This window comes from Aestuariirhabdus litorea (assembly GCF_003864255.1).
Lineage (GTDB): Bacteria > Pseudomonadota > Gammaproteobacteria > Pseudomonadales > Aestuariirhabdaceae > Aestuariirhabdus > Aestuariirhabdus litorea.
The window spans coordinates 1,127,911-1,143,554 of the sequence record NZ_QWEZ01000002.1; the positions used below are offsets into that span (position 1 = coordinate 1,127,911).

Sequence of the window (15,644 nt, forward strand, 5' to 3'; positions counted from 1 at the left end):
CCCTACGAGGCTTTCAGCTTGGTCTGCACTCTGCGTGGTGACTTTTTACAAGGTCTGGACATTGCTTCAAAGCCACGCCTTGATTGCGAACCAAGCTGAAAGCCAGACGTTCGCAAGGACTTATTCGCAGGCTCCCTAGGCCTAGGCTACCCGGTAGAGGGCGCAGAGCTTGTTACCGGCCGGATCGCGCAGGTAGGCGAGGTAGAGCTGGCCGTTGGCCCCTTCGCGGATACCGGGGGCGTCTTCGCAGGCGCTACCGCCGTTGGCGACTCCGGCGGCGTGCCAGGCGTCGGCGGCCTCGGGACTGGCGGCGGCAAAGCCGATGGTGCTGCCGTTGCCGTGGCTGGCGGGCTCACCGTTGAGGGGTTTGGTGATCGCAAAGATACCGCTGTCGGTAAAGTAGAAGCAGCGCCCCTTATCGTCCATGACTCCGGGCTTGCAGCCCAGCGCTCCCAGGGTGGCGTCGTAAAAAGCCTTGGAGGCTTCGATGTCGTTAGCCCCCACCATAATGTGACTGAACATTGTTTTTCTCCTTGAATACGCGCGTGCAGAGTGCAGCGAGACACTGTTATCGCAAAATTAGCGGTCGACGGCCACCCCTATTTTCGCTGCCGGCTCAGGGCTGGAACTGGCTCGGTGCCTGTCCGCTCCAGCGCTTGAAGGCGTGGGTAAAGTTGGCCGTTTCGCTGTAGCCCAGCAGGGCGGCGACCTCCGCCACCCTGAGCCCCTCCCCCAGGTAGTCCCGGGCCAGTTGGAAGCGGATCTCGTCCAGCAGGCGGCGGAAGCTGGTCTGCTCGTCGGCCAGGCGCCGGCGCAGGGTTCGCACCGAGGTGTTGAGCTGCAGGGCCACGGCGTCGATATCGGGGAACTGGCCGGGTTGCTGCATCAGTTGCTGGCGTACCCGGTCGACGAAGGGGCTCTGGCGGCTCAGCTGGGCGATCATGCGCTGGCACTGCTCGCGGAAATAGACCGAGGTCTCCGGGTCCGGGCAGGGCAGGGGGGTATCGAGCAGGGCGCTGTCGAAGCAGAGTTCCGACCACCCCAGCCGGAACTGCAGCGGGCAGTTGAACTGCTGGCGGTAGGCCGCCTGGTGAGCCCGCTGATCATGCATAAAACCGACCCGCTCCAGGGGCAGGTCAATCCCCAGCGCCTGACGGCTTCCCTCCCACACCGCCATCAGGTCGCGGTCGCAGTAGAAGGCGAGCAGGTCATCGGCGATCGGGTGGTGGGGGTGGAACTGGATACGCGCAAGGTTCCCCTCCTGCACAAACTGAATGCGGAACAGGCTGAAAGCCAGCGGGCTGAAACGGCCTGCCAGCTCAACACACTCACCCAGGTTGCGGGCGCTGAGCAGGGCGTAGCCGAACATGCCGTAGTGCTCCAGCCGGTAGGCGCGCCCCAGCTCGAGCCCCAGTAGCGGCATGGCGCTGATCGCCAGCAGGTGGCGGTAGAAGGCCTGCTGCCCGGCCAGGCTCAGCTGGGCCGCGGGGCTGTCGAGCAGGGCCGGGTCCAGTCCGCTCCCCGCCAGGCACTGGCGGAGGGAAAAACCCAGCCGCTGCATGGCCTCCAGCGCGGGGCGAATGGCGCGGATATGGTGGGCGGTGGGATCGCGGAACATGGCTGGGAGGGCGCTCCTCAAGGTGGCCGGGCCGGGCGGGTGCTGATGGCAGAGCGCCAGCATAGGCTGCCTGGCCGAAAATAACAAATGATTGGCCGCTGACCCCATTGGGCGGCAAGGTTCCCTGGCGTAGAGTTGATAATTATCAAATAACAACAGGGCGCCGGTCAGTGATTGACTCCGGCACGGGGCCCGCGGAGCGAAGGATGCGAGCCATTGTGATTACCGGCGCGGCCTCCGGCATCGGTCGTGCCAGCGCCCGGCGGCTGGCGAAGTCGGGCTGGCGGGTGGGGTTGCTGGACCGTGACGGCGAGGCGCTGCAGGGGTTGCAGCAGGAGCTGGGGGAGCAGAGCCTGGGGCTGGCGCTGGACGTCACCGATGCCGATGCCTTCGCTCGCGCGCTGGAGCGCTTTGTGGCCTTTGCCGGCCGCCTCGATGCCATCGTCAATGGCGCCGGGGTGTTGACCGTCGGCGACTTCGAATCGATCTCCCTGGAGCGCCAGCGTGCGCTGGTGGAGATCAACAGCCTGGGGGTGCTGAACGGCTGCTACCTGGCCTTTCCCTACCTCAAGGGGCAGCCCGGGGCGCGGGTGATCAACCTCAGCTCCGCCTCGGCAATCTACGGTGTGCCCGGCTTCGCCGCCTACTCGGCCAGCAAGTTCTTTGTGCGTGGCCTGACCGAAGCGCTGCAGGTGGAGTGGCGCCGCCATGGTATCCACGTCTGCGATATCATGCCCCCCTTCGTAAGGACCCCGATGGTGGAGCAGCTGCCCCCCACCCCGATCATCGAGCGCATGGGGGTAACCCTCGGCGCCGAGGATGTTGCGCGAGCCATCGAAGGGGCCCTCAGCGATCACCGCATTCACCACCCACTGACCCTGAAATTTCGTCTCCTGCGGTTGCTCTCCCTGCTGGTGCCCGGCGCCCTGCAGTCGCGACTCTATGGAGCCCTGGCGGAGTACCCCTGATGGCGCTGTTGGATCTGTTACGTTTGCTCTTTACCTCTTTGCTGGGGATGCTGCTCAGGCCGCAGCGCCCGGCCGAACGCAGCTGGCGCAGCGAGTGGTTGTGCCGTCTTTCGCGCCAGCTGCTGCACGAATCGATCGATAAACCGGTGGACTGGCTGCGCACCCGGCAGGATCTGCTGCGCCATTACCACCCGGCGCTCAGGCAGGTGCGGATCGAGGCCGACACCATTGCCGGGGTACCCTGCCAGTGGTGCATACCCCGAGGGTTGGATGAGGGTTCGCCGCTGGTGCTCTACTTCCACGGCGGGGGGTTCGTGATCGGTAATGTGAGGGGTTATCGCCCTATGATCGCGGCGCTGGCGGTGGCGGGGGAGTGCACAGTGCTGGGGGTCGATTATCGGCTGGCGCCCGAGCACCCCCTGCCTGCGGCGCAGGAGGATTGCCTGGCGGTGTGTCGGGCGATGCGGCAGCGCTACCCCGACCGGCCACTGCTGCTGGCAGGGGATTCCGCCGGTGGCTCCCTCTGCCTGTCGACCCTGGTGGCCCTGAGGCAACAGGGGTTGAGGGCAAGCGGGGCGCTGCTGATCTCTCCCCTTTGTGAAGTGGGGGCCACAGACCCCTCGATGACGGACAACGCCGCCACCGATATGCTCAGCCTGTCCCTCGCTCGCCATTGGGGCCAGCTGGCCCAGGGGGGGACTCCCCGTCCCGAGCTGCTCAAGCCACTCAACTTCACTGCGGCTGAGCTGGGCGGGCTGCCCCCGCTCTGCGTGCAGGCGTCGGGTCGGGAGATCCTGCTCGACCCGATCGAGCGCTTTGTGGCCCATGCACGGAGCCAGGGGGTTGAGGTGGACTATCAGTGCTGGCCCGGCCAGTTCCACGTATTCCAGATTTTTGCCCCCTTGATGCCTGAAGCAGCGGTGGCCATCGCCCGGCTGGGTGATGCCATCAAAACCATGACCAGGGAGAAAAGATAAAGATGTTTCATTTTTTTATTCGGTTTAGCCAGCTTGCGGTGCTGGGGCTGTGGGCACTGTTCGCGTTGGGCTTTGTGGTTCCGTATCCGGCCCCCTGGGATGCGGTTGCCCACTGGGGCGGCATCGCCCTGTTCGCGGCCCACCTGCTGGAGTACCTGGCCCTGCGCGCGCGGCTACTGAAGGCGGCGGGCGAGGGGAGCCCGGTCCTGCTCGGTACCCTGGTGTTTGGTTACGGTTACTGGCTGCCGCTGCTGGTTAAGTCGGCGTCGCAGCCGGGTGGACAGGCCTGAGGAGGGATAGCATGACCCGGAATCAACGAAGAGATCCACGGGTGGTGATCATCGGCGCCGGGATGAGCGGCATCCTGATGACCATCAAACTGCGCGAAGCGGGCATCACCGATATCTGCGTGCTGGAGAAGGGCGAATCGGTGGGAGGCACCTGGCGTGAAAACCGCTACCCGGGGCTGGCCTGCGATATTCCGGCCCATATGTACACCTACGCGTTCGAGCCCAACCCGGAGTGGGAACACCGCTTTGCCCGCGGCCCGGAGATACGCCGTTACTTCGAGCAGGTGGCCGACAAGTACGATGTGGTGCGGGATGTGCGCTTCAACGAGGCGGTCGAGCGATGCGTTTACGAGGGTGGGGTGTGGCACCTGACCACCAGCAAGGGGGCCGAGCTGGAAGCCGATCTGGTGATCTCGGCCACCGGTATACTGCACCACCCCGCCTACCCCGATATTGAGGGGCTGGAGCAGTTCGAAGGTGAGTGTTTCCACACCGCGCGCTGGCCGGACAAACTGAGCCTCAAGGGCAAGCGGGTGGGTATCATCGGTACCGGTTCCACCGCCGCCCAGGTGATCCCCGAACTGGTGAAGGAGGCCGGGCAGGTGGTGGTGTTCCAGCGTACCCCGCAGTGGATCTACCCGGCGCCGGATCGCGAATACGATGCGTCGCTGCGGGCAAAGGTACGCAAAAACCCTCGTCTCGCACGCCGCGCCTACCGCTGGTATACCCGCGCCATCGAGCTGTTCTTCTCCCGCGCCGTGATAGGGCAGAGGATCCCTCACTTTTTGATGAGCTGGGCCTGCCGCCAGCATCTCAAACGCAAGGTCAAGGACCCCGAGCTGCGCCGGCGACTGACCCCCGACTACACCGTGGGCTGCAAGCGGGTGATCGTATCGACCAAATTCTACGATGCCATCCAGGCCCCCAACTGCCGGTTGGTGACCGAGGGGATCGAACGGGTGGACGCCAACGGGGTGGTCACCGCCGATGGCCAGCACCACGGGCTCGACCTGCTGGTGCTGGCCACCGGCTTTCACCCCTTCAACTTTATGCGTCCCATGGAGCTGGTGGGGCGCGATGGCCTGCACATCAACAAGGCCTGGGTGAAGCGGGTACAGGCTTACCGCTCGCTGCTGATTCCCGGCTTCCCCAACTTCTTCCTCATGCTGGGGCCCAACACCCCCATCGGCAACTTCTCGGTGATCGCCATGAGCGAGGTGCAGAGCCACTACCTGCTGCAGCTGATTGAGCGCTGGCGCCGCGGCGAGGTGCAGGAGATCGAGGCCACGACCGAGGCTACCGAGCGCTTCAACCAGTACCTGCGCGGTGGCATGGCGCACACCGTCTGGGTGGGGGGCTGCAACAGCTGGTACCTCGACAACGAAGGGGTACCGGCGATGTGGCCCTACACCTGGGGGCAGTGGGTGAAGGAGATGTCGGCGCCCCAGTGGTCGGACTTTACCCAGGGCGCCGGGCTTTCCCGGGAGGCGCGGGGGTGAGCGGAACTAAAGGCCCTGGTCGGCGACGCTGAACTTTTTTGCGGCCGGGGCGGTCAGAACCCTTGTTAAGCCGATGATCCTTTGCCGGGATGGCGACGAAGTTCAGGCCGGCCAGGCTACCATGTGGCTCGGGTTGGGTTGTACCAGCCGGGGCTGATGTTAGTCGTGGCGGCGATCAAAACCTTACAGGGAGATCCATGCCTATGGCGGATTTTAACAAGCTGGTAGGGCAGTTGATGGGCAGTGGAGCGGCCGGCGGATTTGCCGGTGGCCTGGCGGGCGGGCTCGCCAGTTCGCTGTTGACCACCAAGTCGGGCCGCAAGCTGGGTATGAGTGCCCTCAAGCTGGGCGGTGTGGCCGCGGTCGGCGCGCTCGCTTATACCGCCTACCAGCGCTACAGCAATCAACCCGCTGCACAAGCGGCGGCCTCCGCTGCCCCCCCTGCCGACCTGCAGCCCGCCCCGGCCGGTTCTGCTTTTCTGCCAGCGACCGATAACGCACCCGCCCATGAGGCGCTGGGGCTGACCCTGGTGCGGGCCATGATCGCCGCGGCCCGTTGCGATGGGCGACTCGATGCCCAGGAGAGTCAGGCGATCTTTCAACGTATAGAGTCCCTGGGGCTGGATGCCGGCACCCAGCGCCTGTTGGTACAGGAGATGGGGCATCCTGCCGATGTCGACGCCATTGTCAGCAGCGCGATCTGTCCCGAAATGGCGGCAGAGATCTATGTGGCGTCGCTGCTGGCCATCGATGTCGACTCCGCCGCCGAGCGCGCCTACCTGGCCATGCTGGCCGCGCGGCTGCAGCTGCCGGAGGGGCTGGTCCGCGAACTGGAAGCCCAGGTGGCTGCGCAAAAAGCAGAAGCATAGCTCCCCCACACCGGTTCGCCAGCCGGGCCGGTGTGGCCTTTACCTCCCTTGTCCTCTGGGAGCGTCTTGGGCTCGGCATAAGCAATATTGTGCCGAGCCATTTTTTGCCCATCAGCAAGATCTTGCCGATAGCGTCGGGATAAGGGCGTTGCAGATCTTAAAAAACCCCTTCCTTATCAGCATCTTATTGATAAGTGCACTGTTTGGCACCGGGTTTGCTATAACTGATAGGGTTGCGCACCCTGCTTCGGCAGCGTGGAGGGAAAAGCCTCCACGGCGTTCAGAGAACCACCCCATCGATCACCATACATCGACAACAATAAAGGGAACCAAGAACGATGAAATTCAGCAAACGTACGCTTATCAAGGGCATCGGCCTCACTCTGGCCATGACCTCCGCCGCTTCACTGGGGCTCTCCGCCCAGGCTGAGGAGAAGCGCTCCTACATCCTGGCCACCGCCTCCACCGGTGGTACCTACTACCCGGTGGGCGTAGCGATCGCCACCCTCACCAAAGTAAAGCTGGAGCCCACCCAAAAGATCTCCATGTCGGCCATCAACTCCGCCGGTTCCGGTGAAAACATCAAGCTGCTGCGTGAAAACGAAGCCCAGTTTGCGATCCTGCAGGGACTCTACGGCGCCTGGGCCTGGGCCGGAGAGGGCAAGTTGCAGGCTGACGGCCCGCAGAAGAACCTGCGCTCTGTCTCCATGCTGTGGCAGAACGTTGAGCAGTTTGTGGTGGACAAGTCACTGGCCAAGAGCGGCACCATCGAAGACCTCAAGGACTTCGCCGGTAAAAAGTTCTCCATCGGTAAGAAAAACTCCGGCACCGAAGGCTCCGGCCGCCAGATCCTGGCGGGCGTGGGAGTGGACACCGATGCCATGGACCTGGCCTACATGGGCTATGGCCCCAGCGCCGATGCGATGCAGAACGGCACCGTGGTGGGGATGAACACCCCCTCCGGCGTACCCACCAGTGCGGTGACCCGCGCCTTCGCCTCACTGGGCGACAAGATCACGGTACTGGACTTCACCGATGAGCAGGTGAAGAAGGCCAACGGCAACTACCAGCTGTGGACCCGCTACGTGATTCCGGCCAACACCTACCCCGGCCAGACCAAGGCGGTGAACACCGTAGCCCAGCCCAACTTCCTTGCGGTGCGTGACGATATCGCCGAAGAGGATGTCTACCTGATCACCAAGACCATCTACGAGAACCTCCCCTTCCTTAACGGCATCCACAAGGCCACCAAGGCGATGGCGATCGAGAAGGCGATAGCCGGTCTGCCCTTCCCCCTGCACCCCGGTGCGGCCCGCTACTACAAAGAGGTGGGCATCCAGGTTCCCGCCCACCTGATGGCGAACTAGCGATCCGCCCTGCCGTTCCGTAGCGGGGGCTGCGGAACGGCGTTTTACCTGAACGATTTTTTTGGGGCGGGCCCTGTGCCGGCCCCCGTTGTTGCGCGGCCGCCGGCCGCCAAAACCAAGGCAGGCCCACGGCCGCCCACCGTGCCCGCCCGGAGAATAATAATGAGCAAAGATGCCATCGACCTCGATCCTGAACTGTCGGACAAGCTGCGCAGCCTGGAGCTGACCAAGCGCGCCGATGACTCGCTGGCCGGCAAACTGGTCTACTGGATCGGTGTGCTATTGGCGGTGGCCCATATCTATTTCAACACCCTCGGCACCCTGTCGGAGCTGTGGGTGTCGGCGATCCACTTTGGGGGGTTCGCCCTGGTCTGTGCGCTGATGGTGCCGGCCTTCACTACCCACTCGGCAAACGCCGGTCGCTGGACCCTGCTGCTCGACAGCCTGCTGGGGTTGGCGGCCCTGGCCTGTGCGGCCTACCTGATCGGCTTCGAGGATGCCCTTTACGATCGCGGGGTACGCTTTGTGACGAGCGACTGGATCGCCTCGGCCGCGGCGATCTTTATCGCCCTGGAGATGGTGCGCCGCAGCACCGGCTGGTTTATCCCGGTGATGACCGTTCTGGCGCTCACCTACGTATTCTGGTGGGGCCCCTACATCGATGGGGTGTTCGGATTCGCGGGGCTGAGCCTGGAGACGGTGATGTTCCGCAGCTTCTTCTCCCCTGAAGGGATGTTTGGCTCCATCGCCCGCATCTCCTGGACCTATGTCTTTATGTTCATCCTGTTCGGCGCCTTTCTGGTCAAGTCGGGGGCCGGCGACTTTATCATCGAACTTTCCCGCTGCGCCGCCGGTCGTTTCGTTGGCGGCCCCGGCTTCGTGGCGGTGCTGGGCTCCGGCCTGATGGGGTCGGTGTCTGGTTCGGCGGTGGCCAATACCGTCTCCACCGGGGTGATCACCATTCCGCTGATGCGCCGCGCCGGCTTCCCGGCCCGCTTCTCGGCGGGGGTGGAGGCGGCCGCCTCCACCGGGGGACAGCTGATGCCGCCGGTGATGGGGGCGGGGGCCTTTATCATGGCCTCCTACACCCAGATCCCCTACGTGCAGATCATCGCCATCGCAGCGCTGCCGGCGCTGCTCTACTTTATGTCGGTGGGCTTTTTCGTGCGCGTTGAGGCGCAGCGCAGCCACGCCGACTCCGTCGAGATCGAGACCCGTCCGCTCAGGGAGGTGATGAAGGAGGGGTGGCACTTCGCGCTGCCGCTGGTGGTTCTGGTGGGGATGCTGATCAAGGGGTTCACCCCCACCTACGCTGCCGGGGTGGCGATCCTGTCGGTGATCGCCAGCTCCTGGCTCTCCAAACAGCCGATGGGACCCCGGGATGTGCTCGACTCCCTCGCCCAGGGCTCGAAAAACATGGCCACCACCGCCATGCTGCTGGTCACCGTTGGCCTGGTGGTGAATGTGGTGGCGATGACCGGCGTTGGTAACACCTTCTCGCTGATGGTGACCGACTGGGCCGGGGGCAGCCTGCTGATCACCATCGTGCTGGTGGCCCTGGCCTCCCTGATCCTTGGGATGGGGCTGCCGGTCACCGCCTCCTACATCGTGTTGGCTACCCTCTCGGCCCCGGCCCTCTACAACCTGATGGCCGAGCAGCAGCTGCTGCAGCTGATCGCCGACGGCCAGCTGCCGGAGATGGCGCGCAGCATCTTTATGCTGGTGGATATGGAGAAGGCCGCGCTGCTGGCCCAGCCGATGCCGATGGCGGAGGCGCAGGCCCTGCTGGCGCTGGTGCCCCCCGACTTCAAGGGGCAGTTGCTGGAGATGGCGGTGGACCCGGCGCTGCTGTCGATGCTGCTGCTGTCGGCCCACATGATCATTTTCTGGCTCTCACAGGACAGTAACGTCACCCCGCCGGTCTGCCTCACCGCCTTTGCCGCGGCGGCCATCGCCCGTACCCCGGCCATGGCCACCGGTCTCACCGCCTGGAAGGTCGCCAAGGGGCTCTACGTGGTGCCCCTGCTGTTTGCCTATACCCCCCTGATCGGCGGCAGCTGGGAAGAAGTGATCACCGTCTTTATCTTCTCCCTGTTCGGTCTGTACGCCTTCGTTGGCCTGATGGAGGGCTACCTGGAGGGGCCCATCAACCTGGCACTCAGGGGGCTGTGCGGGGTCGCGGCGCTGGCCCTGATGTGGCCCCACGGCCTATTGCTGCTCAACCTGGGCGGGCTGGCACTGTTTGTAGCGCTGTTCTGGTGGAGTCGTCGCCGGCGCGCCGCCTTGGTGGCCAGCGCGGGCTGATGGCCGGCGCACCAGCAGCTCCCAGGAGCCGATCACCGCACTGGCGATGATCATCAGCATGGCGATCAGGGTGGTGGAACGCACCGGGCTGTCGGTAAAGAGGATCAGCAGACCGGTTGATCCCATCGGGGCCAGGTAGGCGAGGGCCCCCACCACCCGGGTGTCCCCGTTCTTGAGGGCGATATCCCAGGTGAAAAAGGCCGCCCCCAGGGGGCCGGCGCCGATGGCGATCATCAGCAGCCAGTCGTTGAGGCTCAGCACCACCGCTTTGGGGGCCAGCCACTGCTCGGTGGCGTACAGGCTCAGGGCCAGCAATCCCGACCACAGGCAGAAGCCGCCGATGGCCGCGCTTGGGAAGGCGCGCAGCTTGCTGCAGGCCAGCGAATAGTTGCTCCAGGCGAAGGCGGCGCCTATCGCCAGCAGGTAACCCGCGAGGTACTGGCTGTTCAGCTCGAGCTTGCCGCCGCTGATGATCAGCACTGCACCGCTGATCCCCAGCAGGGCGCCAATCAGGTGGTAGCTGCGCAGGGGCTTTTCGCGGAAGTAGAGGGGGGTGAGGACTACGATCAGCAGCGGCCACAGGTAGTTGATCAGGGTGGCCTCGATCATGGGGGCGTGGCGGTAGGCCATGAACAGCAGGTAGTGGTAGCCGAAGATGCCGCCGATCCCCACCGCCAGGGTGCGCAGGGGGACCCGCCAGTGGCGCCAGGTGAACAGGCTGACCAGTCCACAGCTGGTGAGTGCAACTCCCAGCTGCAGGAACGCGGGGATGTGGACCAGGAAGCTGGCCAGCACCGCCAGCGAGCTCCACAGCACAATGGTGATCAGGGCAAACAGCACCGAGCGGGTTTGAGGGGACATGGGCGCCTATCCGCAAAAGCGCCAGTGTAGTGGATCGTCCAAACCCGAGGAAGAGGGCAATGATGACTTTTTATCACCTTGGCTGTGGACCCGGCTGTTGCCCGTGGGGCGCATCTGCTAAGCTGCCCGCCAACCCTGTTGGCTGCTGGAAGACGCATCCATGACCACCGCCCTGCTGCCGGTTTTCGGCCTGATCCTGCTGGGGATGCTGCTTTCGAGAATGCAGTTTCCCGGCGACAGCTTCTGGCCCCAGGCCGAGAAGCTTACCTACTACCTGCTGTTCCCCGCCCTGCTGGTGGGCAAACTGGCCACCGCCGAAACCGGCGCGGTGGATATCGGCCGGGTGGCGACCCTGGTGGTGGGCTTCCTGCTGGCGGGCAGCCTGCTGCTGTGGCTACTGCAGCGCCTGGTGGGATGGAACGGCCCCCGCTTTACCTCCATCTACCAGGGGGGGATCCGCTTCAACACCTACGTGGGGCTGGCCACCGTCAGCCAGCTGCTGGGGGATGGAGCCATGGCGGTGGCGGCGGTGGCCATCGCCCTTATGATTCCCCTGATCAACCTGTTGTGCATCGCCGCCTTTGCCCTCTACGCCGGTGCCGAGCGCCCCAGCCCCCTGCGGGTGGCGAGGCAGATACTCAGCAACCCGCTGATCATGGCTTGCGTCACCGGCATCGCCTGGAACCTGCTGGGGTTGCCCTGGCCCGATGCCCTGGGGCTGTTTATGGAACTGCTGGGGCAGACGGCGCTGCCCATGGGGCTGCTGGCGGTGGGGGCCGGGCTTCAGCTGTCGGCCCTGAGGGGCGCCTCGGCGGCGCTGGTCTGGTCCAGCGCGGTCAAACTGCTGGGGCTGCCGCTGCTGGTACTGCTGCTCTGCCAGCTGACCGGCACCGTCGGGGTCACGCGCGAGGTGCTGTTGATCCTGGCGGTGCTGCCGACCGCCTCCTCTGCCTACATACTGGCCCGCCAGCTGGGGGGAGATGCGCCCCTGATGGCGGCGCTGATCAGTGCCCAGACCCTGCTGGCAATGCTGTCGATGCCGCTCCTGCTGGGGCTGCTGCTCTAGGGAGCCTGCGAACAGCTCTTTGCGGCTTCTGCAAGCTGCCTGCGCCCGCGATCACGCCGCCGGTCCGTTATACTTCAGGCAAGGGCAGTGGCATGGCACGGCGCCACCGGGAGGTCGGGGATGGAACAGCACCGTATTGACCAGCACAGCAGCGACCAGCAGGGTATTGGGGAGAGCGGCGCTCAGGACAGCATCGACCGGGTGTGGCTGAAAAAGGCCCGCAACCAGTTTGATACCCTCTATACCGCGATCCGCGACATGGTCTACTACCGTGAGCTGAGGCGGTTGGCCAGCGACGACCGGGTCACCCAGGTGATGCTGGACCACCTGCGGATCGCGCTGCTGGGCTCCATTGTCATCAACTGGAACAAGCTGTTTGCCCTCGAAAAGAGCGAGGAGGCCTGGAAGCGCCTTACCGCCGAGAGCGCCGGCTTTCGCACCCGCGTCTACAGCGCCACCGGCTTCGACTACCAGCAGTGGAGCGATTACCGCAAATCGGTGCGCGAGTTCAGCGCCCGCCTGCACGCCCACTTCGACTCCTCCCACCACCTCGAAAACCAGCTCGAACTGGAGCCGATGTTCCGGGTGCTGGAGGTGGCCCACCGCTGGATGCACCAGCTCTACCAGGGGCAGGAGGCGCTGGCCTGCGACGACCTGCTGAAGGCGGACTACATCGAGCAGCTGGCGAGCGCGGTGCGCGAACGGCTACGGGAGTGGCCCCGCCTGCGCCAGGGCTGAGAGAACCACCTGTCGAACGATCACCCCGGGGCGGGCTCGCTGAAATGGTGCACCTGGTAGCGGTAGGCATTCATCGGCTCGGGCCAGCGGGCGGGGTTGAGTCCCGCCTTGCGCAGCAGATGGTCGAGAAAACGATCCCCCTCCGGCAGCTGCTCCCACACCTGCGGCAGGAAGGTGGCCTGGTTACCGCCGCTTTCGATCAGCAGTCCATCCACCCCCGGCCGCAACTGGGCCAGCAGGGCCTCGCGGCACTCGGCCGCCACCGCCTCAAGGGGGCTGAGCAGGGAGATCTCGATGCGGGTGCGCGGCAGCTCCTCCCCGGTCAGGGGGGGGAAGCGGGGGTCACGGAAAGCGGCGCTGCAGGCGTCCTCGACAATCTCTTCGGCCAGCGGCCGGCGCGCCTCCAGGCTGCCCATGCAGCCCCGCAGCTGCCCCTGTTGGGTAAGGGTGACAAAGCCGGCGGTGGGTACCCGCAGGGGAGGTTCCAGGGCATCGGTGGGCGGCGGCCTGAGTGTCTCCTGCTGGCACCCCTGGCTGATCGCCCGCCGCGCGAGTTGCAGCAGCTGCTGCTGCAGCGCCGGAGTGAGAGGGGACTCAGTGGAGGAGATAGGCGCCATAGCCCACCACCCGATCGCGGGAGCCGGCGGTATCGCCGGAGTTACGCAGGTCCAGCTGCTCGATCGACAGCCCCTGCCGGCGCGCCAGGGTCAGCAGGCCGTTGAGGCCGCGGCAGCCACAGGCCTGCTGCCCCACCAGCCCGGGGCGGAGGGCAAGAATGCGCTGGCTGGTGTCAGCGTCGATGCGCTGCGCCTCCTCGTAGGGGTGGTAGTGGCTGAGGTCGGTGCTGATCAGCAGCAGGCAGCCGGGGGGCGGCGGCAGGCGGGCCAGCACCTCGGCGATGGCGTCGCTGGAGGCCTCCCCCACCAGCAGGGGGAGAAGGCGAAACCGCTTCAGCAGCCGTTGCAGGAAGGGCAGCTGCACCTCAAGACAGTGCTCCAGGCGGTGGGCGGCCTCGTTGGGGGCCAGTGCGATAACGTCCTGCTGCTGCAGCGAGGCCGCCAGCGCCTGGTCGATCTCGATCCGCCCCAGCGGAGTCTCGAAGGCCTCGCAGTCGGGCAGCGCGAGTCCCTGGAAAGCCAGGTGGTGGGAGGGGCCCAGAATCACCACCGAATGGATCTGCTCGGCCCAGGGGCGCAACAGGCGGTAGGCGCTGGCGGCCACCGGGCCGGAGTAGGGGACACCGGCGTGGGGGACAATAAGGGCGCAGGGCGGCACACTGGCCGGCGCCGGGGCGGGCGCCTGGTCGAGATAGCGGTCGATCTCGGCAGCCAGTTGCCCGGGATCATCGGGGTAGAAGAGACCGGCTACCGCCGCCGGGCGTGTGCGCAGCATAGTTACCTCGCGCTTCAGTGGCGCCGGGACTGCAGCCGGCCGCCACTGGACTATGGTTAATGGAGAGGGATAGCCCTCTGATTATAGACGCCCCGTTGCGGGGAGGCTGCGATGACCTACTCCAACCCTAGCGATCCTTCTACTCCCACCGGCTCCCCTGGCGCCGGTGACCCCCACCGCATCGCGGTCGATTACTGGCACCCGCTGGACGATGGCCGCCTGCAGTGCGACCTCTGTCCGCGCCTGTGCAAACTGCACGAGGGGCAGCGCGGGCTCTGCTTTGTGCGCGAACGCCAGGGCGACCGCCTCTGGCTCACCAGCTACGGGCGCAGCAGCGGCTTTTGCATCGACCCGATCGAGAAGAAGCCCCTCAACCACTTTTTGCCCGGCACTCCGGTGCTCTCCTTCGGCACCGCCGGTTGCAACCTGGCCTGCAAGTTCTGCCAGAACTGGGACATGAGCAAATCCCGCGAGCAGGACACCCTGGCCGAACGCGCGATGCCGGCCGAGCTGGCCGATGCCGCGCTGCGACTGGGTTGCCGCTCCGTCGCCTTCACCTACAACGACCCGGTCAGCTTCCTGGAGTACGCAGTGGATACTGCCGCCGCCTGCCGCGAGCAGGGGGTGCGTTCGGTGGCGGTGACCGCCGGTTATATCTGCGACCGGCCCCGCGAGCGTCTGTTCGGCGCCCTCGATGCCGCCAATGTCGATCTCAAGGCGTTCGATGAACGCTTCTACTACAAACTCTGCGGTGGCCACCTCAAGCCGGTGCTGGAGACCCTCCAGTACATCGTGCGGGAAACCCGGGTGTGGCTGGAGATCACCTGCCTGCTGATCCCCGGCGAAAACGACAGCGACGCCGAACTCGACGCCCTCTGCCACTGGGTGGCCAGCGAGCTGGGGGCCGATATCCCCCTGCACTTCACCGCCTACCACCCCGACTGGAAATTCCACTCCGCGCCACCCACCCCGGGCAGCACCCTGCAGCGGGCGCGGGCCATCGCCCGGCAGGCGGGGCTGCACTATGTCTACACCGGTAATGTGCACGACCCCGAGGGGGGCAGCACCTGGTGTCAGGGTTGCGGGGCGCTGTTGATCGAGCGCGACTGGTACCGGCTGGGCCACTGGGGGCTGGATGCCCGGGGCGCCTGCAGCCGTTGCGGCCAGCGCCTGCCCGGGGTGTTCGAGGCCCGTCCCGGCGACTGGGGAGCCCGCCGCCAGCCGGTGAGGCTGGTGACGCAAGCCTAGAAAGCCCTTTGGGTTTGCGCCGGGAGCCCCCCCTGTGTTTTGATGGTTCAAAATAATGAACAGGGGGCTGAACAGTGGGATTCTGGTATCTGTTGCTGGCCGTTGTCAGCGAGGTGATCGCGACCAGCGCGCTCAAGGCATCGGCGGAGTTTAGCCGCTTCTGGCCCAGCGTGGTGGTGGTGGTGGGTTATACGCTATCGTTCTACTTGCTGACCCTGGTGTTTCGCACCGTCCCGGTGGGCGTTACCTACGCCGTCTGGTCGGGGTTGGGCATTGTGCTGATCACCCTGGCGGGGATCGTGCTGTTCAAGGAGATCCCCGACCTGCCGGCCATCATCGGCATGACCCTGATCATCGGCGGGGTGGGGGTGATCAACCTGTTTTCAAAAACCGGCGTCCACTAGGGAGCCTGCGAATAAGTCCTTGCGAACTTCTGGCTTTCAGCTT

The 15,644-nt window shown here is 65.4% G+C and carries 16 protein-coding genes; 11 read left to right on the forward strand and 5 right to left on the reverse strand.

Annotation, left to right across the window (positions count from 1 at the left end; genetic code table 11):
* Positions 1–141: 141 nt before the first annotated feature.
* Both D0544_RS15370 and D0544_RS15375 read right to left on the reverse strand, forming a co-directional pair.
* Complete coding sequence (locus D0544_RS15370) at positions 142–522, reverse strand: VOC family protein (RefSeq protein WP_125017673.1); 381 nt, start codon at positions 520–522, stop codon at positions 142–144.
* 94 nt (positions 523–616) lie between these two features.
* On the reverse strand, positions 617–1,618 hold the full coding sequence (locus D0544_RS15375) for an AraC family transcriptional regulator (RefSeq protein WP_164880946.1): 1,002 nt from the start codon (positions 1,616–1,618) through the stop codon (positions 617–619).
* A 206-nt stretch (positions 1,619–1,824) separates the two neighbouring features.
* On the opposite strand from D0544_RS15375, the gene D0544_RS15380 reads away from it, so the two are divergent.
* The 7 genes from D0544_RS15380 to D0544_RS15410 all read left to right on the forward strand — a co-directional run bounded on the left by D0544_RS15380 (position 1,825) and on the right by D0544_RS15410 (position 9,892).
* The gene (locus tag D0544_RS15380; protein ID WP_207905902.1) at positions 1,825–2,586 is read left to right on the forward strand and encodes an SDR family oxidoreductase; all 762 of its coding nucleotides are present in this window, start codon (positions 1,825–1,827) and stop codon (positions 2,584–2,586) included.
* Entirely contained in the window at positions 2,586–3,563 is a 978-nt protein-coding gene (locus D0544_RS15385) for an alpha/beta hydrolase (protein ID WP_125017695.1), read from the forward strand. Before D0544_RS15380 ends, D0544_RS15385 begins: the two co-directional genes overlap by 1 nt.
* A 2-nt stretch (positions 3,564–3,565) precedes the next feature.
* Positions 3,566–3,853 (forward strand): DUF1145 domain-containing protein, encoded by a 288-nt coding sequence (locus tag D0544_RS15390; protein WP_125017697.1) that lies wholly within the window; start codon positions 3,566–3,568, stop codon positions 3,851–3,853.
* Between the two features lie 11 nt (positions 3,854–3,864).
* Positions 3,865–5,352 carry a flavin-containing monooxygenase gene (locus tag D0544_RS15395; protein WP_125017699.1) on the forward strand — a complete coding sequence of 496 codons (1,488 nt, stop codon included), beginning with the start codon at positions 3,865–3,867 and terminating at the stop codon, positions 5,350–5,352.
* 203 nt (positions 5,353–5,555) lie between these two features.
* A complete protein-coding gene (locus D0544_RS15400; protein WP_125017701.1) occupies positions 5,556–6,221 on the forward strand; it encodes a tellurite resistance TerB family protein in 666 nt (221 codons plus the stop codon).
* Positions 6,222–6,559: 338 nt separating this feature from the next.
* Positions 6,560–7,588, forward strand: coding sequence for a TAXI family TRAP transporter solute-binding subunit (locus D0544_RS15405; RefSeq protein WP_125017703.1), 1,029 nt, complete (start codon positions 6,560–6,562; stop codon positions 7,586–7,588).
* A 162-nt stretch (positions 7,589–7,750) separates the two neighbouring features.
* Complete coding sequence (locus D0544_RS15410) at positions 7,751–9,892, forward strand: TRAP transporter permease (RefSeq protein ID WP_125017705.1); 2,142 nt, start codon at positions 7,751–7,753, stop codon at positions 9,890–9,892.
* Here D0544_RS15410 and D0544_RS15415 read toward each other — a convergent pair.
* On the reverse strand, positions 9,797–10,753 hold the full coding sequence (locus D0544_RS15415; RefSeq protein ID WP_125017707.1) for a DMT family transporter: 957 nt from the start codon (positions 10,751–10,753) through the stop codon (positions 9,797–9,799). The two genes, D0544_RS15410 and D0544_RS15415, sit on opposite strands and share 96 nt — an antisense overlap.
* A 160-nt stretch (positions 10,754–10,913) precedes the next feature.
* On the opposite strand from D0544_RS15415, the gene D0544_RS15420 reads away from it, so the two are divergent.
* Both D0544_RS15420 and D0544_RS15425 read left to right on the forward strand, forming a co-directional pair.
* A complete protein-coding gene (locus tag D0544_RS15420; protein ID WP_125017709.1) occupies positions 10,914–11,819 on the forward strand; it encodes an AEC family transporter in 906 nt (301 codons plus the stop codon).
* Positions 11,820–11,939: 120 nt separating this feature from the next.
* Positions 11,940–12,557: a hypothetical protein gene (locus D0544_RS15425; RefSeq protein ID WP_125017711.1), complete on the forward strand. Its 618-nt coding sequence runs from the start codon at positions 11,940–11,942 to the stop codon at positions 12,555–12,557.
* A 20-nt stretch (positions 12,558–12,577) separates the two neighbouring features.
* On the opposite strand, the gene amrA is transcribed toward D0544_RS15425, so the two are convergent.
* Both amrA and amrB read right to left on the reverse strand, forming a co-directional pair.
* Entirely contained in the window at positions 12,578–13,174 is a 597-nt protein-coding gene (gene amrA / locus D0544_RS15430; RefSeq protein WP_125017713.1) for an AmmeMemoRadiSam system protein A, read from the reverse strand.
* Positions 13,152–13,949 (reverse strand): AmmeMemoRadiSam system protein B, encoded by a 798-nt coding sequence (gene amrB, locus D0544_RS15435; RefSeq protein ID WP_125017715.1) that lies wholly within the window; start codon positions 13,947–13,949, stop codon positions 13,152–13,154. The genes amrA and amrB overlap by 23 nt, the downstream gene beginning before the upstream one ends.
* 111 nt (positions 13,950–14,060) lie before the next feature.
* Here amrB and amrS point away from each other — a divergent pair, with 111 nt between their 5' ends.
* Together amrS and D0544_RS15445 are read left to right on the forward strand one after the other, a co-directional pair.
* On the forward strand, positions 14,061–15,197 hold the full coding sequence (gene amrS, locus D0544_RS15440) for an AmmeMemoRadiSam system radical SAM enzyme (RefSeq protein ID WP_125017718.1): 1,137 nt from the start codon (positions 14,061–14,063) through the stop codon (positions 15,195–15,197).
* Between the two features lie 74 nt (positions 15,198–15,271).
* Positions 15,272–15,601, forward strand: a complete 330-nt coding sequence (locus D0544_RS15445; RefSeq protein WP_125017720.1) for a DMT family transporter — start codon at positions 15,272–15,274, stop codon at positions 15,599–15,601.
* Positions 15,602–15,644 lie beyond the last annotated feature (43 nt).